Here is a 24,639-nt window from a genome sequence, read left to right on the forward strand (position 1 = left end):
GTATAAAAATTTTGACAGTGATAAAAAAATAATACACTTATTTGCGATAAATTTAAAATATTTTTACAAGTAAAAATATTATTTGTAAAAATTGTATATATGTACAGTTGGCACGTCAATTGCATAAAAGAAAGTGAGAGCTTTAGGGGAAGGAGGAGTATTTTGTGAGGCACTGCGACGTTTTAATAATTGGCGGCGGTATTATTGGCTGCTCGATCGCTTATTACACTTCAAAATACGGAAGAGACGTAACAATCATTGAAAAAGGAGAATTTGTCAGCGGGACGTCTTCACGCTGCGATGGAAATATTTTGGCTATTGATAAAGACCCAGGATTTGATAGTCAAATGTCGTTAGTAAGTCAAAAATTAGTAACGGATTTAAGTGAAGAGTTAGAGCACTCATTTGAATATAGGGCACCAGGAAGTATTCTCGTATGTGAGTCGGATGAAGAGATGGAAGCAGCGCAGCAATGGGTGAATCGTCAAAAAGAAGCGGGTTTACCGTTTCGAATGCTTGATAGGCAAGATATAAGAGCGGAATCGCCATTTTTTGCAGATGATTTATTAGGCGGGTTAGAATGCGCAACAGATTCGACTGTAAATCCATATCTTCTTGCTTTTTCACTTCTTGCAGAATCGAAGAAATATGGTACGAAGGCTTTTAATCATACGGAAGTAAAAGAAATGAAAAGAGATAAAGACGGTTCCTTTATTGTAGAAACGACAAATGGGACGTTTACTGCGAAGCAAGTGGTGAACGCAGCGGGTGTGTGGGCTCCGAAAATCGGACAAATGTTGGATGTAAATATCCCAATTGAACCGAGAAAAGGGCATATTATTGTAGCTTCAAGGCAACAACACGTTGGTTGCCGTAAAGTAATGGAATTTGGTTATTTAATTTCTAAATTTGGCGGAAAACGAAAAGTGGATGCTTTAACTGAAAAATATGGGGTAGCTCTTGTGTTTGAGCCGACAGAAAGCCAAAATTTTTTAATTGGTAGTAGTAGAGAGTTTGTAGGGTTTCATACGAGGATAAATAACGAGGTTATTAAATGTATTGCGAACAGAGCAATACATTTTTATCCGAAAATGGCGGATATGATGGTGATTCGTTCATATGCTGGATTACGCCCGTGGACAGAAGATCATTTGCCGATTATTTCACGTGTGGAACATATCCCAAATTACTTTATAGCAGCAGGGCATGAGGGGGATGGCATTAGTCTTGCCGCAGTTACAGGAAAAGTGATTGAAGAGTTATTAAACGAAAAAGAAACAATCATTCCTATTGAACCACTTCGTTTGAGTCGTTTTACAGAAAGGGTGTTAAACGGATGAGGTCACAAAGAGTCTTTACGACGATTGATACACATACGGGTGGGAATCCAACGAGAACATTGATTAGCGGCCTGCCTAAGTTAATAGGCGAGACGATGGCAGAGAAGATGTTACATATGAAAAAGGAGTATGACTGGATTCGCAAATTGTTAATGAATGAACCGCGTGGTCATGATGTAATGTCCGGAGCACTATTAACAGATCCGTGTCATCCTGAAGCAGATATTGGTGTTATTTACATAGAGACAGGTGGATATTTACCGATGTGTGGTCACGATACAATTGGTGTATGTACAGCTTTAATTGAATCAGGTTTAATTCCGGTAGTTGAACCGATTACCTCGTTAAAGTTAGACACGCCAGCCGGCTTAGTTGAAGTGGATATCTTTGTTCAAGATGGAAAAGCGAAAGAAGTCTCCTTTTGTAACATACCAGCTTTTTTACTGAAACACATTACTGTAGACGTCGAAGACATTGGAACTGTAGAGGCGGATATTGCGTATGGAGGGAATTTTTATGCCATTATCGATGCGAAATCAGTAGGGTTAGAGTTAGTACCAGAAAACGCATCTACAATCATAGATAAGGCAATTCATATAAGAAATATCATTAATGAGAAATTTGAAATCATTCATCCAGAGCATTCGTTTATTAGAGGATTAACCCATGTGGAGTTTTATACAGATCCTACACATGAAAGTGCGCATGTGAAAAATACAGTTGTCGTTCCGCCTGGAGGAATTGATCGTTCTCCATGTGGTACAGGAACATCAGCAAAGTTAGCGGTATTATATGCTAACCAAAAAATTGAGATTGATGAAGAGTTTGTTCACGAGAGTATCGTTGGCTCTTTATTTAAAGGTTGTGTCATAAATACGACAAATGTTGAAAATATTGAAGCTGTCGTAACGAAAATTACAGGTTCAGCTTGGCTTATGGGGATGCATAGATTTTTTTACAATGAAAAGGATCCACTGAAAGAAGGCTTTTTGCTAATTCCGCCGATGGAACATGAAACGGAGGATGTAAAATGAACATTCAAAAAATGTATACAGCAGTAGACGTACACGTAAATGGAGAGGCATTCCGTGTAATCAAAGATGTACCATGCAAGTACTACTACAATTTAGAACAATTAAACGAACAATTTTCAGGTGAATTAGCAGAAGAAATGCAGCTTTTATTAAATGAACCGCGTGGTTTTATCGGTTTAAATGGATGTATCGTCGTTCCTTCTATTCATCCGGAAGTCGATGCAGCTGTATTATTTTTTAATCATGAAGGGTCAATTCCTCTCCATTACGGAGGTATTGTCGCAGTCATAACGATGTTACTAGAAAGCGGCTATTTAAAAAAGAGAGAGACGAATCAATACAAAATCGAAACGTTATCTGGCATATTTTCAGTCCATGCGTATGTAGAGAATGATGAAGTTGTATCTGTTTCGTTTGAAAGTAAACTATGTTATTTGATTGAGAAAAATTTACAGGTTGGTAATATAAGTTACTCTCTTATACAGGCAGATAAAGTATACGCAGTTGTAGAAAAAGGTGCGTATTCTCCAGAAATTTGTATTGAAAACATTTCTGAGTTGAAAAAATGGGGAGAAGCTACACTCCAAACTATACAAAAACAGTCGCTAATAAAAAGGCTTATTTTAGTAGAGCCTTCGCAGAAAGAGAAGAACCATATAAAGTCGATTACCTTTCATGAAGATAGCTTTATCGTACGTTCGCCGGGGTTTGTCTCTACTATTGTGTCATTTGTTCATACGTTATTTAAAAACGATAGTATAGCGGATAAACCTTTTATAAATAAAAGTATATTTAATAGCTTTATAACAGTTGAAAAAGTGAAAAGGGAAGAAACGGGTTACATTTTCCGTTTTGAAAGTAGAGGTTTTATTACAGGGGTGCAGACATTTCTACTAGACCCTACAGATCCATTTCCAGCAGGATTTTTATTAAAATAAAATGGTAAGGGGAGAGATAAATATGAAAACAATTAAAGGGGCATTTCCAGTATTAATCACACCGATGGATGAGTTTCAAGAAATTAATTGGAACGGTGTAAAACAAAACGTAAACTACTTTATTGAGCAAAAAGTGGCTGGCATTATTATAAACGGAAGCACAGGAGAGTTTGTTAGTTTGTCAAAAGAAGAACGATTTAAAATGGTAGAAACAGTATTAAAAGAAGTTAATGGCCGTATTCCGGTTATTGTTGGAACTGCAGCAGAAACGACGAAAGAAACGATTGAATTTACAAAACATGCAGAAACGCACGGAGCGGACTGCGCATTAATTATTAACTCATACTATTGTAAGCCAAAAGAAGAGGAAATTTATTTTCACTTTAAAGAAATCTCAAACGCTGTAAATATACCAATTATGTTATACAATAATCCGTTTACATCTGGTGTTGATATGAGTACAGAACTCATGCTACGTATTGGAAAAGAGTGTGAAAATGTTACACATATTAAAGAATCTAGCGGAGATATTCGAAAAGCAAGAGATTTAGTAAGACAAGGCGAAGGTGCGTTTCAAGTATTCTGTGGATCTGAAGATTTAGTTATGGAATCTTATTTAGTTGGTGCGACGGGCTGGGTTTCAGTAGCAGGTAATATCGTACCGGGACTTGTTACGAAAATGTATGAGCATTTTCATAATGGTGAATTAGAAAAAGCTTGGGAAATAAACGACGCTATTTTACCTCTTTGCGAGTTTCTTGAAGGATCAGGAAAGTATGTGCAAATTGTGAAACGATCAATGGAATTACACGGGCAAGCTGGAGGACCTTCACGTTATCCGAGACTCGGATTAACTGAAGAAGAAGATCAAAAACTTCAAACGATTATTTCAAAAATTGCAGCTCATGCAGCTGTTTAAATAAGGAGGAGAGCATAAATGTTAACGAAAAACATTGAACTAAAACCAAAAGTGAAAGCGTTTTTAAATGAAGAAATTAAAATGTTTATTAATGGTGAATTTGTTCCTTCCATTAGTGGAAAGACATTTGAGACATACAATCCAGCAACTGAAGATGTTTTAGCTATCGTATGCGAAGCACAAGAAGAGGATATTGATGTCGCAGTAAAAGCGGCAAGATCTGCATTTGAATCAGGACCTTGGGCAGAAATGACTACTGCTGAAAGAGCACATCTTATTTATAAATTAGCAGACTTAATTGAAGAGCATGGAGAAGAATTGGCGCAGTTAGAAGCTTTAGATAACGGGAAACCATATCAAGTAGCACTGGATGATGATATTGCAGCGACTGTAGAAAATTATCGCTATTATGCGGGATGGGCTACGAAAATTATCGGGCAAACCATTCCGATTTCAAAAGATTACTTAAATTACACACGCCATGAACCTGTTGGCGTTGTAGGTCAAATTATTCCTTGGAATTTTCCGCTCGTTATGTCTTCTTGGAAAATGGGAGCTGCACTAGCAACAGGTTGTACGATCGTATTAAAACCAGCAGAGCAAACTCCTTTATCGTTATTATATACAGCGAAACTTTTTAAAGAAGCAGGTTTTCCAGATGGTGTTGTAAACTTTGTGCCAGGTTTCGGCCCTGAAGCGGGAGCTGCAATTGTAAACCATCATGATATTGATAAGGTAGCCTTCACAGGTTCAACAGTTACAGGAAAATATATTATGCGTCAATCTGCAGAAACAATTAAACATGTAACGTTAGAACTTGGTGGTAAATCGCCAAATATCATTTTAGAAGATGCTGATTTAGAAGAAGCGATTAACGGTGCATTCCAAGGTATTATGTATAATCACGGCCAAAATTGTAGTGCTGGATCTCGCGTGTTCGTTCATCGAAAACATTACGAAACAGTCGTAAATGAACTAGTAAAAATGGCGAATAACGTGAAACTTGGAGCAGGTATGGAGAAGGAAACGGAAATGGGTCCACTCGTATCTAAAAAGCAACAAGAGCGTGTACTACATTACATTGAACAAGGAAAAGCTGAAGGCGCGACTGTTGCTGCTGGTGGTGAACGTGCATTTGAAAAAGGTTATTTTGTACAGCCAACCGTATTTACAGATGTTACGGACGATATGACGATAGTTAAGGAAGAAATCTTCGGTCCTGTTGTCGTTGTACTTTCATTTGATTCAACGGAAGAAGTAATCGAAAGAGCAAATCGTTCGTCATATGGGCTTGCTGCGGGCGTATGGACACAAAATATTAAAACAGGACATCAAGTTGCCAATAAGTTAAAGGCAGGAACAGTATGGATTAATGATTATAACTTAGAAAATGCAGCGGCACCATTTGGTGGGTTTAAACAATCTGGAATCGGTCGTGAGTTAGGTTCATATGCGCTTGATAATTACACAGAAGTGAAGAGTGTTTGGGTAAATATAAAGTAATAGAGAATCTAACTGTTAATAAATAGAGGGATGAAATAATAAGAGATACGGACAACTGGAAGATTTAATAATAGTTGTCCGTTTTCTTATATATAAAATAGTTTTCAAAAGAATGATAAGGGGGATTTGGATGGAGCAATTAGTAGAGTGGTTAGTAGGGCAAGTATGGAGTATAGGGCTAGTTATTTTCGCATTAGGGGCAGGGGTGTATTTTACTATTGTAACTCGTTTTCTACAAATTCGTTATTTTAAAGAGATGATTAAACTATTATTTGAAGGGAAGAGCTCGGAGACGGGAATTTCATCCTTTCAAGCATTTTGTTTAGCCTTATCAGGTAGGGTCGGAATAGGTAATATTGCAGGGGTCGCAACAGCTATCGCTTTCGGCGGGCCTGGAGCTGTATTTTGGATGTGGGTAATGGCTCTTTTAGGAGCAGCTAGTGCCTTTGTCGAATCAACATTATCTCAAATATATAAATGTAAAGTTGGAAATGAATATCGCGGTGGTACACCGTATTTCATTGAAAAAGGCTTAAACATGAAATGGTTTGCTGTCATTGTAGCGGTCGTTGTAACACTTTCATATGGTGTTTTATTACCAGGTATTCAATCTAGTAGTATCGCAGTTGGATTCGAAAACTCTAATGGGATTAGCAAATATATAACTGGTATATTGTTAGTCATATTATTAGCAGCAATCATTTTTGGTGGCGTAAAGAGAATTGCAGGCGTTTCTCAAATGCTCGTTCCATTTATGGCAATTGGTTATGTAATTGTTACATGTATCGTATTAATTGCGAATGTAACAGAAATTCCAAGTATGTTCGCTTTAATTTTCTCAAGTGCTTTCGGTGTAAATGAAATGTTTGGTGGAATCGTTGGTGCAGCAATCGCATGGGGCGTAAAGCGCGCTGTATTTTCAAATGTAGCTGGCGTTGGAGAAGCGACGTATAGCTCTGCTGCGGCTGAAGTATCTCACCCAGCAAAACAAGGGTTAGTTCAAGCTTTTTCTGTATACATTGATACAATTATCGTATGTACAGCGACAGCTCTTATGATTTTAATAACAGGTATGTATAATGTTATACCGGAAGGGAAAAGCGCTATTGTAAAAAATATAGGGAATGTTGATGCTGGTCCAATCTATACACAACAAGCAGTTGAAACTGTTATGACTGGGTTTGGTCCATTATTCATTTCAATCGCAATCTTCTTCTTCGCATTTACAACTTTACTCGCATACTACTATATCGCTGAAACGACACTTACTTATTTAGATCGTGAGCTTAAATATAGCTGGTTAAAACCAGTTTTGAAAATTGGATTTTTAATTATGGTTTACATCGGTAGCATAGAATCAGCGTCGCTTTTATGGAATCTTGGGGATTTAGGAATTGGTAGTATGGCATGGTTAAACTTAATTGCGATTCTACTATTAAGTAAAATCGCATTAAAAGTGTTAAAAGATTATGAAGCACAGAAAAAAGAAGGGAAAGATCCAGTATTTGATCCTAAAAATGTAGGGATTGAAGGTTTAACATTTTGGGAAGAAAGAAGTAAAGAGGTTCAAAGAAAAAACGTTAAAGAACAAGCGGTAGTGGATGATAGTCTGAAACTGTAGTTTAAATAAACTGAATATTCATTCCATTTAACGAGGTATATTGCCTCCTTTTCATCACATACTACAGTAGGTACAGATAATTTGAATGGGGGTAATAATAAGATGGAACACGAACAACATCATAGTTCAGTAAATGACGTTCTACATCATTATAAAGAAGGAATCGGTAGTTTTACAAACCAAATTCCTGAAATTGCTGAAACATATAATGCTTTCACGCAAGCTTGTTTTCAAGAGGGTTCTTTAACAAAAAGGGAAAAACAACTTATCGCATTAGGAATTAGTCTAGCAACGCAAGATGAATATTGTACCGTTTATCATACAAAAGGTTGTCTTGATCAAGGGTGTTCAGATAAAGAAATTCTGGAAGCGTGTGGTGTATCAGCAGCATTTGCTGGTGGAGCTGCAATGAGTCAAGCAGTAACTTTAGTGCAAGAGTGTTTAACAGAACTGAAAAATCATAAGCATTGAATAGAAAAGAACGTTTTAAACTTTATGTTTAAAACGTTTTTTATGTGAAGTTAAATTTGTATTCATTTTAATATTTTATATCTTCATAAATCGAATTCTCTACATCAGGAAGAACTGTGTATATGCTTTTACCGATTAAAGCTTCTAATTCTTTCTTAATTGCATAAAACCCTTTCCAATGTAATGATGTAGTATGAGACGTTGTACCATGACGTAAACCAACGGAAATCAATCTTCTTTCCAGTGTAGTAAAACCATCCGCGTCAGCAAGAGCATCACAAAGAGTAATTACTTTATTGTATAAATCGTAGTTACAATGTTCATTCAATATTTCAACTAACTGGATTCTCATATGGTCAGGAACGAGACTCCACTCCGCTGCGATATCTATATGTTCATTTTTGCATGGGAATGAGTGTGTAACACAAATAACAGCGTTTCCTGTATACCCTAAATCATTCATATACATATAACCATCATAGGAATGAATGACCGATTTGGTAAAACCTTTGTATCTTCCGATATCATGCAAAAGGGCAGCATTATATGCTATATCAGCATCTAGGTTATACCCATTTTTAATAAGTTCTATAATTATGTTTTCAGTTGCCTGAGCAACATTTATTGAATGTTCAAACCAAGGACCGGGGTTTTGTTCATATGCCCATTCGAGTACTTCTTTTGCATATGTTCTATCTACTATATATTTCATATCGTTATCCTTTCCCTAAAAAATCATGTTTTAAAGAATTTCATCTTAGTATATCATTATTCCTGCTTTAAAAATTGGTACAATGAAACAAAAGGGGGATTAGTAATGCAAAATTTAGTAATTGAAGAGGTTAAGCAAATAAAAGATGATATGGAAGAGCTTTCTAACCTTTTGAAAACGGTTGTAGATGATGGAGCGTCAATTGGTTTTTTACCTCCACTGGAACAAAAAGAATCAGCGAAGTATTGGGAAACTGTTTTAGCACCAGAAGTGATCTTATATGCTGCTAAAATAAATAATGAAGTGGCAGGGAGTATTCAATTACATTTAGTTACAAAGCCTAATGGGATTCATAGAGCTGAAATTTGTAAGTTAATGACTCATCCAAACTTTAGACGTAATGGCATTGGACGTTCACTTATGCGCAAAGCAGAGGAACGAGCGAAGCAAGAAAACAGGACTCTTTTAGTGCTAGATACTAGAGAAGGAGATCCTTCGAATAAATTGTATAGATCATTAGATTATCAAGAAGCTGGAAAAATACCAGAATACGCAATTTCTCCAAATGGTAATTTAGATGCAACAGTTATTTATTATAAAATTTTATAGCTATTATGCTCAAATTCAAATAACACCACTATATTTATCTAGCTGTGCTATTTGAATTTGTTTAATGTACGAATTGAATTTGAGAAAGTTTTTAGAGGGTTCTTTTCGTAATGTTCCTCGACTTATAATGGATGTAGAGAAGATGACTAGGCAACTATAGTTATTTTCGCTTTATTATGGGAAAGGGGATGACGAGATGAAAACGAAAGGTTTACAGAAGGTGAAGAAAGTTATATTAAGTGGTGGGATATTACTTACAGGATTGTTAACATTCGGCTTTTCAGAAAAAGCTTCAGCTCATGGATACGTAGAATCACCAGCGAGCCGTTCTTATTTATGTAAGCAAGGGGTAAATGTAAATTGTGGTCCGATTCAATATGAGCCGCAAAGTGTAGAAGGAATAGGTGGATTCCCGCAATTAGGACCTTCTGATGGACAAATCGCAGGAGCTGGCCATTTCCCTGCTTTAGACGTTCAAACAGTTGATAGGTGGAAAAAAGTTACGTTAAACGGCGGGACGAATACATTTAAGTGGAAACTAACCGCACCTCATAGTACGAAAGAATGGAAATATTATATTACGAAAAAAGATTGGAATCCAAATAAACCACTATCACGATCTGATTTAGATTTAGTGCCTTTCTATGTGAAAAATGATGGAGGAGCTAGACCTGGAACTTCTGTAACACATGAAGCAAATGTGCCCACTGATAGAAATGGATATCACCTTATTTTAGCTGTGTGGGAAATAGCGGATACTGGAAATGCATTTTATCAAGTTATAGATGTTAACCTTGTAAATAACGGTTTAGCATCAAATAACGTGCTAAATCATGTAGTGCAAGTTCCTACATTATTTTAAATAAAGTATACATTTCGATCATCTAATTCACTTTAGATGATCTTTTTTATAAAAAACGATGAAAAATATAGAAGAAAGTGCAATTATTTATAAAAAATTATGCTTTAAATATTGTCATATTTGCTTCTTTAAGATATCCTTTTCATGAAGAGGTGGAAAACATGGAAAAAGTACTAGTTTTCGGGCATAAAAACCCAGATACAGATGCAATTTGTTCTGCAATTGCTTATGCAGAATTGAAAAAAGAATTAGGAATGAATGCTGAGCCTGTACGTTTAGGCGAAATCAGCGGTGAAACTCAATTTGCGTTAGACTATTTTAAAGTAGAAGGACCGCGTTTTGTTGAGACAGTAGCAAACGAAGTGGACAACGTTATTTTAGTTGACCATAACGAGCGTCAACAAAGTGCTAACGATATCGAATCTGTTCGTGTGTTAGAAGTTATTGACCATCACCGTATTGCTAACTTTGAAACAAGCGATCCTATTTACTACCGTTGTGAGCCAGTTGGTTGTACAGCTACAATTTTAAACAAGATGTACAAAGAAAACGGCATTACAATTCGTAAAGAAGTTGCAGGTTTAATGTTATCTGCAATCATTTCAGATTCTTTACTATTCAAATCTCCAACTTGCACAGAGCAAGACGTAGCAGCAGCTCGTGAATTAGCGGAAATCGCTGGTGTAGATGCTGATAAATACGGCTTAGAAATGTTAAAAGCTGGTGCTGACTTAAGCGGAAAAACAATGGAGCAATTAATCTCTCTTGACGCTAAAGAATTCCAAATGGGTAATGCGAAAGTTGAAATTGCACAAGTAAACGCTGTTGATACGAACGACGTTCTTGTACACCAAGCAGAACTTGAAAAAGTTATCTCTGCAGTAGTAGAAGAAAAAGGTTTAGACCTATTCTTATTTGTTGTAACTGATATCTTAACTAACGATTCTGTCGGTCTTGCAATCGGTAAAGCAGCAAACGTTGTTGAGAAAGCATACAATGTATCCCTAGAAAACAATACTGCTACATTAAAAGGTGTAGTATCTCGTAAAAAACAAATCGTACCAGTATTAACAGAAGCATTCCAAGCTTAATATTATTGAGTATGATTTAACAAAAAGACAAGTAGTCAGATTGGCTACTTGTCTTTTTCTTTCTCTAAAAAACAGAAAATTAGAATTTTAAAAGGAGAGTTGCGTATGTTTAATGATTTGGAGAGTAAATTACAGTCACTTTTAGAGCGAAATATTACTTCTGTTTTAGAATTAGAAAATTGGCTTTTCGATGAATTGCGTGTAAACGCTGAAATAGAAGAGAAGATAACAAGTAGTTTAATCGCCACGTATAGAGATACAGATAACAGAAATATGCGTGATTTACATATGTATAATCAAAATACAATTCAACCACTTTTAAAAAGATACAATGCAAAGTTTGACCAAAAATTTATAGAGTGTCCGTTTTCTGACTTATTAGACGAGCGAAAATATGGATTTATGAAAAAAGCAAGATTTGTAAAGAGTAAAATGTTTAATGAAAAAAACATTGCTCTTTCTATTAAAGGGCAAGAGTGCATTACGAAGTATAGAGAAATAATGTCTAACATAACAATTAATTGGGAAGGCGAGCAAAAGACGTATGCACACGTTAAAGCAAAGCTAGATAACCCAAATAGAGCTATTCGCGAAAAAGCTTGGTACGCTTTATGTGAAGCAAGGAGTGTAGTGAAACCAGAAGTGGATCGTATTATGAATGAACTTATACAATTGCGGAATGAGATAGCTTTAAATGCAGGGTTTAATAATTATAGTGAATATGCTTTTAAACAAAAAAACAGAGATTACAGTGATTGCTATAAGCTCCATGAATCTATAGAAAAGTATGTTGTACCAATTTGGAAACAGTTAGGAAGTATTTCTAAAAAGAATCTCGATGTAAAAACGTATCGCCCTTGGGATCTTTCTCCATGTAATTTACCAAAAGCCCCATTCCAAAATGCTATTAATTTATTGGATGGGGTGGAAGAAATGTTTCGGACGACAGATTTATATTTTTATGAGAAATTTATTCATATAAGGAAAGCTGGATGCATTGACGTAGAAGAACGTGAAAATAAAGCACCAGGAGCTATTTGTTTTACCTTGCCTCATAGTAAAGAGGTTTTTGTGTATTCTAATTTTAGTCCTTCATTTTATGCAATTAATGCACTTATACATGAAGTGGGGCATGCATTTCATTTTTATAAACAATTTAAAAACGATAGTAGTATGCAGGAAAGATATCTGCGCGAAGAGGTGGCTGAACTTTATTCCCTCAGTCTTGAGTTATTAGTAATGGATAAGCTGAATGTTTTTTATAAGCAAGAGGATGAATATAAAGAAGTGCAACGCGTACAAATATATCGTGTTTTGTCTTTATTAATGTCGTCAATTGCGGGAGATGTATTCCAGCACTGGATCTATGAGAATCCAAACCATACACCAGAAGAACGTGATAAGAAATACGCCGAAATATGCAAAAGATATCAATATTCAACAGTCGACATTGCAGGATTAGAGGATGAAATTGGTGCAAGTTGGATAGAGTCATTTCACTATGTTCAGTTTCCTTTTTATAAAATTGAATATGCAATTGCACAAATAGGAGCAATGCAATTGTTTCAAATTTACCGGGAAGACCCAGAAAAAGCGATTGCTTTCTTTAAAGAAGGTGCGAGTGCAGATTGGAATTTATCTATACAAGAAATATATGAAAAAACAGGTGTCACGTTTGATTTTTCGGAAGAAAGGATAGAAAGTACTGCAAGTGTTATTTTGGATTTAATCAATGAATTAAAATAAGGATAGCATTCGCTATCCTTATAACTGTTTATTCGTAGATTTTTTCTTGTTTATATAAAATGTAATAATAGCTGTAATTAGGAAAATAGGTAGGGCATACGCTTGCCCAACAAACAATTTCCAGCCAATATGATTATAGCCTTGGGATGATGGAGCAATCATAGCGATTATGCAAACAATAATATAAAGTACTAGTGCAGGGGTTATATTTTTCATTTGTTCACCTCCTTTTCATAAAATCATCACATGTATATTTGTATAATACATTATAGTTTGAGATAAAATATATGTTTTTCTAATAATTATGTAAATAAAAGGGTTGTTTTTAAGTGGAATAGAATAGGTGTATGTAGAATGATATAGGGGTGTTACATATAATGAACAATATACTAAACCAAATAAAAAAAGAAGTAAATATGGATTTATTAAATGGGCTATGGCCTGGTTTTAAGAGGGCTGCATTTGCATTATATGATGATGAACATGTGTATGTATTTCATCATCCTCTATTTTTGAAAGATAATGATGAGTATAGAGTTTTAAAGTGGGAGGAACAATTTAAAGGTGATACTTGCATTCTATTCAAAGATTATCCAACTGCCATCGTAAATATGAATAGATATAAAGATTATGCAAGTTTACTTGCGATTGTGGTGCATGAACTTTTTCATTGCTATCAATATTTGAATAAAGAAAGTAGATTTCCAAATGAATCTCTAGGATTTCAATATCCTATAATAGAAGAAAATATACAATTGCGAAATAAAGAACGAATTTGTTTATATGATGCGGTTCATTGCAAGTCACAAGCTGAGAAAAATAATTATATTAAGCAATTTATTGAATTAAGAGAGCAAAGAGTTAGTGTTATGGGAGAAGCTTTTATAACATATGAGTATATGGTTGAAAGTATAGAGGGGCCTGCTTGGTATGTTGAAATGAATGCCTACAATGCAGTATGTAAAAGTGATGAAAGCGACACATTACGAAAATATAGCGGCCTCATTTTAGATGTATATGATGCTAATTGTAACATGAGAAAGAGCTGCTATAGTTCAGGAATGCTTTTATGTTTATTATTAGATGAAATCCTCCCTGAATGGAAAATAAGTTTCTTTAATAGTGATAAATCGTTATATGCTTTTTTAAAACAAAATATAAATGTGGATTTGAGTTTAAATAATGAAATTACAATAAGTAAAGAAACGAAGCAAATCCTTCATTTTGTTCAAAACGAAAGAGATAAGGAGATTAAGCAATTCTATGGTGAAGAAGGGTATGATCTGTATATTGTAGGGGATATAAAATTAAATTCGTTTAATCCAATGAATGTAAAGTTAAACGGAAATAAAGTATTACATAAAACATTTTTAAGTGTAAGTATACATAATAAAACATATATGATAAATCAGCCTGTTTTAGCATCATTTGAAGAAGATTTTAAAAATATGACACAAGTTCATATTATAATGAATGAAAAACCGATAGAAACAAAAAATGGTTGGAACGTAGTGGGGATTGGAGAGATAGAAGCTGAGTATGAAGAAGTAGAGAATTCTCTATTTTTATATTTAAAAAGTTAGAAGTGAGGTAAGTAAAAACGATGAGAAGGTTATGCATAATTCCATGCGGAAAGAAGAAAATTTGGGATAAGTATCCTGATTACGGACCGATGGAGGCAAAAGATGTATATATTAGCCCGTTCGGAAAAGCATGTCAGGCATATGCAACAATGTTTTTTGAGAGTTGGGTTATATTATCGGCGAAGCATGGATTTTTAAGGCCAAATGATATTGTACTAGAAAACTATGATCTTGCGTTTGATTCAAAGAGCGATAAGGTAATAAGTATAGAGCAATTACAAAAACAGATGGTAGATAAAAGTTTACTACAGTTTGACGAAATCGTCTTACTTGCAGGGAAAAAGCATAAAAAAGTAGTAACAAAGCTATATCCAGAAGAAATGATTACATATCCGTTAGAAGGATGTAAAGGGATTGGGTATATGTTGCAGAGGTTAAAAGGGGCAGTGAAGGAAGAGGAGGAAATATAAGTATAGTTTCGGTCACCATGATCTTAAACTGTATTTAGGGAGCTAAAACGTAAAATAGAGTTTTTAAGCATCGCCAAAAAGGTGATGCTTTTTGTTCGTGTCACCACTTTTTATAACGAAAACGAATTGCCTTCACTTTTAGAAAATGTAGGATGTATGGGTACAGTTAAGATTGTAAGTGGGAATAGCAATAAGACAAGTTTTGAATATGATATTAAGAAAGGAGATGTTGATAAATAATGGCCAGATATAGTTTGCACGGAGGACACAATAGTATTGTTCAAGGTGCTAATTTTGGGAATCGGAAAGAACATGTTCTAGATAGGCAAGTTAAAGATGCTGTGGCGGCTAAGTTAAGATCCCTAGGACACACGGTTTATGACGATACGGACGAGGTAGGGACAACTCAATCACAAAATTTAAATAATATCATTCGGAATAGCAATTCCCATGCTGTGGATTTAGTTATTTCTTTTCATCTTAATGCAAGTGATGGAAATGGACAGGGTGTTGAGGTTTTGTATTATGATCAGAAAGATTTGGCGGCTAAAATATCAGCTCAACTAGCAAAAGATATTGGATGGCGTGATCGAGGTGCGAAACAACGTACAGATTTAGCGGTATTAAATGGAACGAAGGCACCGGCTATTCTTATTGAATTAGGATTTATTGATAATGAATCCGACATGGCAAAATGGAATGTTGATAAAATCGCTAATTCTATTGTATTTGCTCTTACAGGACAAACTGGAGGAGGTGCAACGGACTTGCTCAAAGTAAAAACTGGTGGTGTAGCATTTAGCAATTTACAAGCTTTGGCTCAGGCGATGGTTGATGCGGGTATTGATGGACAAATTGTCGTTCAGAAAGATGGCATTGGTTATGCTATAACGAATGGCTATCCGTCCGGAAATATCGATAAATTTACAGCTTGGTTAGATGCACGTAAATGGTACTATGAGTATTTGAGATAAAACGAAAATTAGTTTGATTAAAAACTAAAAATTGTCTTATTTTTAGCTAACAAGTATATTAAGTAATTAATAATTATGTAACTATAAATATGGATAATGTATATGTAAAGTAGTACACAAAACCACCTATCAGAAAGGTGGTTTTGTGTATCCCGCTTTAATGGGCAGTAAAATTCATACCTCAAAATTCGGATGAAGCTAAGAAATTAGCTGGGAATTGCACTGCTTGTGGCCTCCTACTGATTATAGTTTAGAGCTTTGTAAGTCTTTACTTATTAAACCCGTAATAATATTTTATTTTCTCAATACATAAGCCGAATTTTAAATTATTACTAAATAATACAATACTTCTCATACTATTTATTAGATGATAATAGCAAAAAAACAAGCTTTGAATATAATAATGAAAAAGAGGATGTGAAATAATGGGTTATATTGTAGATATTTCGAAATGGAATGGCGACATTAACTGGGATATTGCAGCACCACAATTAGATTTTGTAATTGCACGTGTGCAAGATGGTTCAAATTATATAGATCCTTTATATAAAAATTATGTACAAGCAATGAAAGCAAAAAATATTCCGTTTGGTAATTATGCGTTCTGTCGTTTCGTTTCAGTAGAGGATGCACGGATAGAGGCGAGAGACTTTTGGAACCGTGGTGATAAAAATGCAACAGTTTGGGTAGCTGACGTAGAAGTAAAAACAATGAACGATATGAGAGCGGGTGCACAAGCTTTTATTGATGAATTACGCAGATTAGGAGCTAAGAAGGTTGGTTTATATATTGCTCATCATATGTATGATCCATTTGGAATGGCAAATGTCAATTGTGATTTTGTATGGATTCCTCGTTATGGTGGTAACAAACCAGCCTACCCATGTGATATTTGGCAATACACAGAAACAGGGAATGTAGCTGGCATAGGAAAATGTGATTTAAATAAGTTAGTGGGAAAGAAGCCGTTAGTTTGGTTTACTAATCAAACTGTTGAACAATCGACAAAACAAGAAGGAGTTGGAATTATAGTGAATAAATTTAGTAAAGTTGTTACGTATGAATTTGGTACAGCGTTAGTAGTAGAAATGTTAGGAATGATGGATGCTCTTGGGTATGAATCTCGTATTATCTCATATGGAGATAAACAAGGATTAGTTAGATTTGAAACAGCATATCGCCAAGGGAATGAATTAGATCGAGCGACAGCGTGGTTAGATGCTAAAGGACTTAAATATTTTTATACAAAAGAATAGTTTGCTAAATAAAAAGCCGTCATGTGACGGTTTTTTATTTTTATGTAATCTTTTAACTCTACTTATAATATGGAGAAAATAGACTAATAAACAAGCCTTTGTATACTTTCAAACATAGAATATGATGAATTCTATCAAGGAGGAAGCATATTTATGAGAAATACTTGTCATTGTGGACATTTTCAAGATTGTAATAAATTTTGGGATGATTTGATGTTTGGGAGATGTAGATGTAAACGCAATGATTTTCACGAGTGTTGTTGCAAAGAGAAACCAAAGTGTGAGTGTGAAAAATGTCATTGTAAAACAAAAGCGAAATGCCATTGTATGCATGAAGAGGAAGGGTATTAATAATAAAAAAGAGTACGATACGTACTCTTTTTGGGGGAGATTATATTCCATCTTGAACAGATTTCTTTACAATTATCCATGTGTCTTTCTTTTTAACTGTTATAGCTACATTAGTTCCATTAGATTCCTTATAAAAGATATATCCATTGTTTGAGTTTACATATGTGACTGGTTCGCCTATGCAATCTCGCGAGCAGGATTTGTTGACTAGTTCAATTAGGGATAGTTCGCTTGGATCTGTTTTACTTGCTTCTATAACAGCATCAAGGTTCGTTTTTCGATAGCCTTGTAAGTTGATATGAAAAAGCTGCTCTATTTCTCCTGTAATGCTAGTGTTCATTACTTCTACTGAATTCTTTTTTTCTTGAAGAAAGCCTTTTTCATAAAGTAATTTTGTATATCCAATCCATGCTATTAACACTAGCATGAAAAACATACCCGTCATTTTAAGCATTCGTAGTCGTTTACTTACAATAGTTTCTGAGTATTTCATTCAGTCTAATCCTCCAATGTTTTTAATTTAAAATATGCTTGGATACATACTTTTAGAAGAGGATGAAATTTAATGAGTTTTCAATAAAAAAGAAAACATCCAGAGTTAGATGCTTTCTTTTTTTGTTTTTTTTTGCTATCTGTTAGTTACTTGTTTCATAAGTGGTCTTATTTCTTTAACTGGTGGTTTCTTATCATAGGCATCAACATAAGAAAAGTAGTAGTTTAAGTTTCTTAGAAGTCCTTTTCCTATTTTAGCACTTAAGAATGGAAAGACTTGTCCAGTATAATCATCAAGAGATTTACAGTAGTATTTTTCATCTAAATATATACTGTATTTACATGTTAGTTCTACTAGCGGGTACCCTTCATCATCAATTACTTCCTTAGAATCAATAATGTCTATTAATGCAAATTTTTCATTCAGATATACTTTCTTCTTTTTCTCATGTTTATTTGTAAGTATAAATACGAGACCAATGGCGTTAATCAAACTATTTCCTCCTATAAAAAACGGATATTAATAAAATATATCGATATAAGCTAAATGTAAAGAGCATGGTGAAATATCCTTAATAGAAAGCTTAACAAGCCGATTTGTTTTTTCAAACCGGCTTGTTGTTATTGAAATACTTGCGGGAATTGCTGTACGATTGCGTTTGTTATCATGTCGGACATTTCTAAAGCTTCTTTTTCAATTTTATCGTACAATTTTACTCCTGCTTCATAATCTTTATTTAGAAATGCCAGTGCTTCTGCTTTTGTTAATGCTAGATGTTCATAAAACATTTGTGTAAATTCTTCTTTTTGTATATATGGGTTGATGCTAGTAAGAAACGCTACAATTTCATCACCGTTAGCGTACCATTTTTTCTCTATAGCGGCAGCTGCGTTTTGGTCACCAGCTTTTGCGGCTTTAACAAGATCCGCTGCAATTACTAAGTGGTCTTTAATTAATGCACTATATTTTTTCACTGCATCTTCACCATAGAATGGTTCAAGAGATAGTCCCATATGTGTTGCATTTTGAAGAAGCCGTCCAACAGTAACGTTTACGTCAGGTAAATTGAAAACAATACTTATAATAGCTAATCTCGTCCAAGCGACATGTTGTTCCCATAAAGAACGCATGTAACCTTTTAAAAAATTCTCGTTTTTACTAATTCGGTAGTTACGTACAGATACATCAAAGTTTACATAAGGATTATGATAGGGGGAGTAATACGATTGCCAATATGAATACATAAATAGTAACACTCCTTTGAACATGTATAACTCAAAGTATGATGAAAATTTATTTTTAGTTACGTGTCCTAGATTAATTTCAAAAAATGATATGGAAAAAGATGAGTAATTTTATTGCGTTATATATAAATAAAATGAATATAAAGTAAAAGAGGCTCTGCAAGGGAAGTTGCAGAGCCTCAAAAGGGTATTGCCGAGATGTCGGACTCGACTACGTAATATTATCATAAAATTCTATTAAAAAAACCTGGTAAATGTGTCCAATTGAAAGTGAGTCTTTAATAAAGTGAAAGGACCTGCTTCCCGCGGCAGAGCCCTTTCACTAGATAATGTCGATGAGCAAAAACTCATCTGGAGTACTTTTATAATAACAATTGAAAATCGTTTTGTGTATTGAGAAAAAAAGAATTGAATAATTAAATATTGAGCATTTATAGTTTACTTTTGTGATTATCACCATTTGTTGTGAGTGGAGTATGGTTATAAAATGGAGAAAAGATTTAGAAGCACAACAAAAAGTGTACTGAAATATAAGATAATCAAAAAAGACCTGCTTATATAAGCAGGTCAACTTAAGGGGTTTATCCAACAGAATATTTCATATGATATCAACGGTATTGTATAAAGTCTATAAGGTTTATATTGAGAAAATTTTTGTGAATGGATACATTTCGCCCACGTATTAACGTTTAAAAAGTTGAGAAAGAAAGTGAAAAAGTTTTCTATAAGACAATAAAGGCTGGTATTTATAATATGATTCATATTTCCACGCATCATGATTTGAGAATTGGAGTTTATTCGGTACTGTTTTCTGTTTGATGGAACTAATATTATGGTGCTTCATATAGTAACCTCCTGAATTCATATGTATAAGATTAGTAGTATTCAAGGAGAATTAATAAAATGTGTATTTATTTTAAAATTTATTATAGTACTAATCATTCTCTAAAACGTAAAGAAGCATAAAGTAATGAAAAAGCAGGCTGATAGTCATGTATTCATCACTTTCATGATGCATAAGAGATGATATAATAGGAGTAGATGAAAGATAAAGAAAAGCAGGTGACTCTTTTTTGTTTACAAAAGCACAAGAACTTTTAGCGTCTTATTTCGGTTATTCGTCATTCCGAAGAGGACAAGATGAAACAATTAAAAATGTATTAGATGGGAAAGATACTGTCTGTATTATGCCTACAGGTGGTGGTAAGTCAATTTGTTATCAAATTCCCGCATTAGTATTTGAAGGAACAACGTTAGTTATATCGCCTTTAATATCACTTATGAAAGACCAAGTAGATACATTAGTACAAAATGGTATTTCAGCTACATATATTAATAGTTCTATTTCGAGTACAGAAGCGAATCAACGAATTCAATTAGCGAAACAGGGCCATTATAAGTTACTTTATGTAGCGCCAGAGCGACTTGATTCAATGGAGTTTGTTGACCAACTGATCGATATGAAAATCCCGATGATTGCCATTGATGAGGCGCACTGTATTTCGCAGTGGGGACATGATTTCCGTCCGAGTTATTTACATATACACCGTATATTAGATTATCTTCCAGAAAAGCCGATCGTATTAGCATTAACTGCTACGGCAACACCACAAGTTCGTGATGATATTTGCAACACGCTTGGAATTAATCAAGAAAACACGATTATGACAACGTTTGAGCGCGAGAACTTATCATTTTCTGTTATTAAAGGACAAGATCGTAATGCATATTTAGCGGATTATATTCGTCAAAATCAAAAGGAATCTGGGATTATATATGCAGCTACTAGAAAAGTAGTTGATCAGTTGTATGAGGATTTAATGAAAGCGGGAGTTTCTGTATCAAAATATCATGCCGGTATGAGTGATAACGATCGAAATGAGCAACAAGAACTCTTTTTACGTGATGAAGTGAGTGTAATGGTAGCCACATCTGCGTTTGGGATGGGTATTGATAAATCGAATATTCGTTACGTTATCCATTATCAACTTCCAAAAAATATGGAAAGTTATTACCAAGAAGCAGGACGTGCTGGCCGTGACGGATTAGATAGTGCATGTATATTGCTTTATTCTTCTCAAGATGTACAAGTACAACGCTTTTTAATTGATCAATCGACAGGAGAGTCTCGTTTTTCAAATGAACTTGAAAAACTGCAAAATATGACTGACTACTGTCATACAGAACAATGTTTACAATCATTTATTTTGCAATACTTTGGAGAAGAACCAAAAGAAGATTGTGGCCGCTGCGGTAATTGTACAGACGACCGAGAAAGTATCGATGTGACGAGAGAATCGCAAATGGTTTTATCTTGTATGATTAGGACAAACCAACGATTTGGAAAACAAATGATTGCCCAAGTTTTAACTGGCTCGAAAAATAAGAAAGTGATTGAATTTAATTTTCATACTTTACCAACATATGGCTTACTATCAAATCGTAGCGTAAAAGAAGTCAGTGAATTTATTGAGTTTTTAATTTCAGATGAGTTAATCGCAGTTGAACACGGTACGTATCCGACATTAAAAGTAACAGAAAAAGGGAAAGAAGTGTTACTTGGTAAAGAGAATGTTTTACGTAAAGAACGAGTAGAGACAAGACAAATCGTTCAAGATCATCCTTTATTTGAAGTACTTCGCGAAGTACGTAAAGAAATTGCGCAAGGAGAAGGGGTACCTCCATTCGTTATTTTCTCTGACCAAACGTTGAAAGATATGTGTGCAAAAATGCCGCAAAGCGATTCTGAACTTTTAACTGTGAAAGGGATTGGTGAACACAAACTTGTGAAGTATGGTTCTCATTTCTTACAAGCAGTTCAGCACTTTATTGAGGAAAACCCAAACTATGCTGAAACTATTAAAACAGAAGTGGTGACAGAGCGGAAGAAATCAGGGAAAGCGTCAGCAAATTCTCATTTGGAAACGTATGAAATGTATAAACAAGGTATTGATCTAGATGAAATTGCGAAAGAACGTGGCTTATCAAGACAAACGATTGAAAATCATTTAATTCGTTGTTTTGAAGATGGAATGGAAGTAGACTGGAACAGTTTTGTTCCTGCAGAATACGAACAACTGATTGAAACTGCTGTGCAAAATGCTGAGGGTGGTTTGAAATCTATAAAGGAACAACTTCCGAATGAAGTGAGTTACTTTATGATTCGTGCTTATTTACAAATTAGAAAGTAGTGACATGTAAAGGAGATAGGGATTAATGCATCACGTTTTTGTATATGGCACGTTAAGAAAAAAGCAAACGAATGCTCATTATATGCAAAGTGCAATATGCATTGCAGACAAAGCATGGACGTATGGGGAATTATTTGATACAAACGAAGGGTATCCGGCGATGACTTATTCGAATGAAGAAAAGGTGTATGGAGAAGTTTATGAAGTAAATGATGACATATTGCGTAAGTTAGACGAACTAGAAGAATATACAGGTAATGCAGAGACGGATTTATATGAACGAATCACACAAATAGTATTTGATGGTGATAGGGAAATAGAGGCATATGTGTATATCGCTCAAGATAAAAATATGCTAAAGAAAGTTATCATTTCTGGTGATTGGTTGAAGTATCAACAAGGGAAATAATAGCAGCCATAGAGCAGATAGTGGAATTTTCCATTATCTGCTCCTTTATTTTTGGTGCTTTAAAAATTCTTATTATTTAGATAAAATGTAAATATAGGGAAATCAAAAGGAGGATTTTTCATGGGTATCAGAAATTTAGTTTCTCACCTGTAGTAGAAAAATAACGTACAGGAGGAGAATAATAATGAACGAATTAAATGTAAAAGAATTTTATAAAAAACAATTTGAATTACTAAGCTATGATATAAAAAATGAAAATTGGTTAAAGGAAGTTGCGAAAGAAGTACAAGAACAAATTGGATATCCATTTCAAACGATGTTAGAACTAGGAGCTGGAAATGGTGGTTTTGCAAGAGCGATGTCTAATTTGAATGTAAAAATGACTACTGTTGAGCTTGTACCAGAGTTAGTTATGTTTGCTAAAGAACATTCTACTAACGACATTGTGATTCATTGTGCTGACTTTTATAAAATTAACTTTGAAGAAAAGTTTGATGTTGTTAGTTATTTAGACGGATTTGGTGTGGGAACAGATGAAGAACAATTGGTTTTATTAAAGCGAATCCATAATTGGTTGAAAGATGATGGGTGTGCACTTATTGATATTTATCAACCATTATATTGGGAAAAAGCAAATGGACAAGAAATGCCGATTTATTCTGCAATGCGAAAATATGAATATGATAGTGAAAATGCTAGGATGCTGGACCACTGGTGGGAAAAGGATTCTTCAAATGATATCGTGACACAATCTTTACGTTGCTATACGATAGATGAGATTAGTAATTTATGTGCAGAGGCTCGTTTCAGTATAGTTGGGATTTTCCCAGGAGGAGCGTATGACTTTGAAGAGAGGAAATATAAAGAGCAAGCGTCTTTAAATGAATGTTTATCATATCGAATAAAAGTAAAAAAGAGTAAGGATTAATTCCTTACTCTTTTTGCTTCTATAGTGTGAATAATTGATTATCTTTCGTATTTAATTGTCGTTCTTTTTTTATTCTCATAGATCTTAGTACGATCCCAATTCCAAGAAATATAATAGTAGCAACGACTCCGCTAATAGGGTTTAACCAAAAATCACTGCTGTTAGTAAGTGTAATGATCCCTGTTATTGTAACTAAAACAGTAGGAACGGCATCTTCAATTGCATGCATGATAACGCATGGCCATACTGACTTTGTAAGTCTATATATTTCAACATACATAATAGACCAAGAAACCATAAGTATACAGCCTGATAAAAGCATATGTAACCTTGAAATAGATTCAAAATATTCATTTGGTAAAAAGACTAAATAATAAGCGGCATGCCAAAGAGCCCAAACTAAACCAGAAATAATATAAATAAACCAATCGTTTAACTTTAGTTCAATGAGCTTAGGAGTTAAATAACCGCGCCATGAAAACTCTTCAAAAATATTTTTAATAAAGTTACCAATAGTAGACATGAATATGAGTGACAATAACGAATATATTTCAAAACTAGTTATGTTAGCTACTCCAAAAATAAGTGCTAAACTTATCGTTATTACTGTAACGAACGGATAAATTAGTATCGCAACGAAGTACCATTTAAAGTTTGCCTTCAAATTTAGTTTTATACCAAAATCATTCCAATCTCGGCTAATAACTCTAAGGAAAATACATGAGAGGAAAGGTAATATTAGCCACAGTCCCATGCCTAAAGAGTTTCCTTCAGGCTGATCTGTTAGAAAAGAATCTAGAATTACGCCAATCCAGCCACTTGCCAATACAATGAACACAAAAATAAGTAAATGTAACTTAATGGGTTTTCTTTTGGTAGCAGTCATTTTGAATA

General features: G+C 34.4%; 24 protein-coding genes. 18 read left to right on the forward strand and 6 right to left on the reverse strand.

Annotated elements, in window-relative coordinates:
- The first annotated feature begins 164 nt into the window (after positions 1-164).
- From MR147_RS05920 to MR147_RS05950, 7 genes are all read left to right on the forward strand, one after another.
- Complete coding sequence (locus MR147_RS05920; RefSeq protein WP_242303785.1) at positions 165-1,340, forward strand: NAD(P)/FAD-dependent oxidoreductase; 1,176 nt, start codon at positions 165-167, stop codon at positions 1,338-1,340.
- The gene (locus MR147_RS05925) at positions 1,337-2,374 is read left to right on the forward strand and encodes a proline racemase family protein (RefSeq protein ID WP_001257530.1); all 1,038 of its coding nucleotides are present in this window, start codon (positions 1,337-1,339) and stop codon (positions 2,372-2,374) included. Before MR147_RS05920 ends, MR147_RS05925 begins: the two co-directional genes overlap by 4 nt.
- Complete coding sequence (locus MR147_RS05930; RefSeq protein ID WP_242303786.1) at positions 2,371-3,312, forward strand: proline racemase family protein; 942 nt, start codon at positions 2,371-2,373, stop codon at positions 3,310-3,312. The genes MR147_RS05925 and MR147_RS05930 overlap by 4 nt, the downstream gene beginning before the upstream one ends.
- A gap of 22 nt (positions 3,313-3,334) precedes the next feature.
- The gene (dapA, locus tag MR147_RS05935; protein WP_074608596.1) at positions 3,335-4,231 is read left to right on the forward strand and encodes a 4-hydroxy-tetrahydrodipicolinate synthase; all 897 of its coding nucleotides are present in this window, start codon (positions 3,335-3,337) and stop codon (positions 4,229-4,231) included.
- An 18-nt stretch (positions 4,232-4,249) separates the two neighbouring features.
- Positions 4,250-5,734, forward strand: coding sequence for an aldehyde dehydrogenase family protein (locus MR147_RS05940; RefSeq protein WP_242303787.1), 1,485 nt, complete (start codon positions 4,250-4,252; stop codon positions 5,732-5,734).
- A 130-nt stretch (positions 5,735-5,864) separates the two neighbouring features.
- The gene (locus MR147_RS05945) at positions 5,865-7,355 is read left to right on the forward strand and encodes an alanine/glycine:cation symporter family protein (RefSeq protein WP_242303788.1); all 1,491 of its coding nucleotides are present in this window, start codon (positions 5,865-5,867) and stop codon (positions 7,353-7,355) included.
- A gap of 102 nt (positions 7,356-7,457) precedes the next feature.
- The gene (locus MR147_RS05950) at positions 7,458-7,826 is read left to right on the forward strand and encodes a carboxymuconolactone decarboxylase family protein (RefSeq protein WP_000399705.1); all 369 of its coding nucleotides are present in this window, start codon (positions 7,458-7,460) and stop codon (positions 7,824-7,826) included.
- Positions 7,827-7,893: 67 nt separating this feature from the next.
- Here MR147_RS05950 and MR147_RS05955 read toward each other — a convergent pair whose 3' ends face one another.
- On the reverse strand, positions 7,894-8,538 hold the full coding sequence (locus MR147_RS05955; RefSeq protein WP_242303789.1) for an HD domain-containing protein: 645 nt from the start codon (positions 8,536-8,538) through the stop codon (positions 7,894-7,896).
- 105 nt (positions 8,539-8,643) lie between these two features.
- Here MR147_RS05955 and MR147_RS05960 point away from each other — a divergent pair, with 105 nt between their 5' ends.
- The 4 genes from MR147_RS05960 to MR147_RS05975 all read left to right on the forward strand — a co-directional run bounded on the left by MR147_RS05960 (position 8,644) and on the right by MR147_RS05975 (position 12,846).
- Positions 8,644-9,147, forward strand: a complete 504-nt coding sequence (locus tag MR147_RS05960) for a GNAT family N-acetyltransferase (RefSeq protein ID WP_242303790.1) — start codon at positions 8,644-8,646, stop codon at positions 9,145-9,147.
- 196 nt (positions 9,148-9,343) lie between these two features.
- A complete protein-coding gene (locus tag MR147_RS05965) occupies positions 9,344-10,009 on the forward strand; it encodes a lytic polysaccharide monooxygenase (RefSeq protein ID WP_000850061.1) in 666 nt (221 codons plus the stop codon).
- Positions 10,010-10,170: 161 nt separating this feature from the next.
- Positions 10,171-11,100: a manganese-dependent inorganic pyrophosphatase gene (gene ppaC / locus MR147_RS05970; RefSeq protein WP_000416844.1), complete on the forward strand. Its 930-nt coding sequence runs from the start codon at positions 10,171-10,173 to the stop codon at positions 11,098-11,100.
- 105 nt (positions 11,101-11,205) lie between these two features.
- A complete protein-coding gene (locus tag MR147_RS05975) occupies positions 11,206-12,846 on the forward strand; it encodes a M3 family oligoendopeptidase (protein ID WP_242303791.1) in 1,641 nt (546 codons plus the stop codon).
- 18 nt (positions 12,847-12,864) lie between these two features.
- Here the strand turns inward: MR147_RS05975 and MR147_RS05980 are convergent, their stop codons facing one another.
- A complete protein-coding gene (locus MR147_RS05980; protein WP_000790449.1) occupies positions 12,865-13,062 on the reverse strand; it encodes a DUF4017 family protein in 198 nt (65 codons plus the stop codon).
- A gap of 161 nt (positions 13,063-13,223) precedes the next feature.
- Between MR147_RS05980 and MR147_RS05985 the strand changes: the two genes are divergently transcribed.
- From MR147_RS05985 to MR147_RS06000, 4 genes are all read left to right on the forward strand, one after another.
- Positions 13,224-14,429, forward strand: coding sequence for a peptide ABC transporter permease (locus MR147_RS05985; RefSeq protein WP_242303792.1), 1,206 nt, complete (start codon positions 13,224-13,226; stop codon positions 14,427-14,429).
- Positions 14,430-14,449: 20 nt separating this feature from the next.
- A complete protein-coding gene (locus tag MR147_RS05990; protein ID WP_074608604.1) occupies positions 14,450-14,899 on the forward strand; it encodes a DUF6884 domain-containing protein in 450 nt (149 codons plus the stop codon).
- Positions 14,900-15,138: 239 nt separating this feature from the next.
- Positions 15,139-15,873: an N-acetylmuramoyl-L-alanine amidase gene (locus tag MR147_RS05995; protein ID WP_000135293.1), complete on the forward strand. Its 735-nt coding sequence runs from the start codon at positions 15,139-15,141 to the stop codon at positions 15,871-15,873.
- 425 nt (positions 15,874-16,298) lie between these two features.
- Entirely contained in the window at positions 16,299-17,129 is an 831-nt protein-coding gene (locus MR147_RS06000) for a GH25 family lysozyme (RefSeq protein WP_242303793.1), read from the forward strand.
- 391 nt (positions 17,130-17,520) lie between these two features.
- Here the strand turns inward: MR147_RS06000 and MR147_RS06010 are convergent, their stop codons facing one another.
- From MR147_RS06010 to MR147_RS06020, 3 genes are all read right to left on the reverse strand, one after another.
- Positions 17,521-17,973: a hypothetical protein gene (locus tag MR147_RS06010; RefSeq protein ID WP_074608608.1), complete on the reverse strand. Its 453-nt coding sequence runs from the start codon at positions 17,971-17,973 to the stop codon at positions 17,521-17,523.
- 135 nt (positions 17,974-18,108) lie between these two features.
- On the reverse strand, positions 18,109-18,465 hold the full coding sequence (locus tag MR147_RS06015; protein WP_242303795.1) for a cytoplasmic protein: 357 nt from the start codon (positions 18,463-18,465) through the stop codon (positions 18,109-18,111).
- Between the two features lie 128 nt (positions 18,466-18,593).
- Positions 18,594-19,217: an acetylglutamate kinase gene (locus MR147_RS06020; RefSeq protein ID WP_242303796.1), complete on the reverse strand. Its 624-nt coding sequence runs from the start codon at positions 19,215-19,217 to the stop codon at positions 18,594-18,596.
- 1,073 nt (positions 19,218-20,290) lie between these two features.
- Here MR147_RS06020 and recQ point away from each other — a divergent pair.
- The 3 genes from recQ (at position 20,291) to MR147_RS06035 (ending at position 23,745) form a co-directional block, all read left to right on the forward strand.
- Positions 20,291-22,408 (forward strand): DNA helicase RecQ, encoded by a 2,118-nt coding sequence (gene recQ / locus MR147_RS06025; RefSeq protein ID WP_242303797.1) that lies wholly within the window; start codon positions 20,291-20,293, stop codon positions 22,406-22,408.
- A gap of 25 nt (positions 22,409-22,433) precedes the next feature.
- Entirely contained in the window at positions 22,434-22,817 is a 384-nt protein-coding gene (locus tag MR147_RS06030; RefSeq protein WP_076870772.1) for a gamma-glutamylcyclotransferase family protein, read from the forward strand.
- 184 nt (positions 22,818-23,001) lie between these two features.
- Positions 23,002-23,745 (forward strand): class I SAM-dependent methyltransferase, encoded by a 744-nt coding sequence (locus MR147_RS06035; protein ID WP_001004298.1) that lies wholly within the window; start codon positions 23,002-23,004, stop codon positions 23,743-23,745.
- 19 nt (positions 23,746-23,764) lie between these two features.
- On the opposite strand, the gene MR147_RS06040 is transcribed toward MR147_RS06035, so the two are convergent.
- Positions 23,765-24,631 (reverse strand): CPBP family glutamic-type intramembrane protease, encoded by an 867-nt coding sequence (locus MR147_RS06040; RefSeq protein ID WP_074608618.1) that lies wholly within the window; start codon positions 24,629-24,631, stop codon positions 23,765-23,767.
- Between the last annotated feature and the right edge of the window lie 8 nt (positions 24,632-24,639).

It is taken from the genome of Bacillus cereus group sp. BfR-BA-01350 (assembly GCF_022663775.1).
GTDB classification, from domain to species: Bacteria; Bacillota; Bacilli; order Bacillales; family Bacillaceae_G; genus Bacillus_A; species Bacillus_A paranthracis.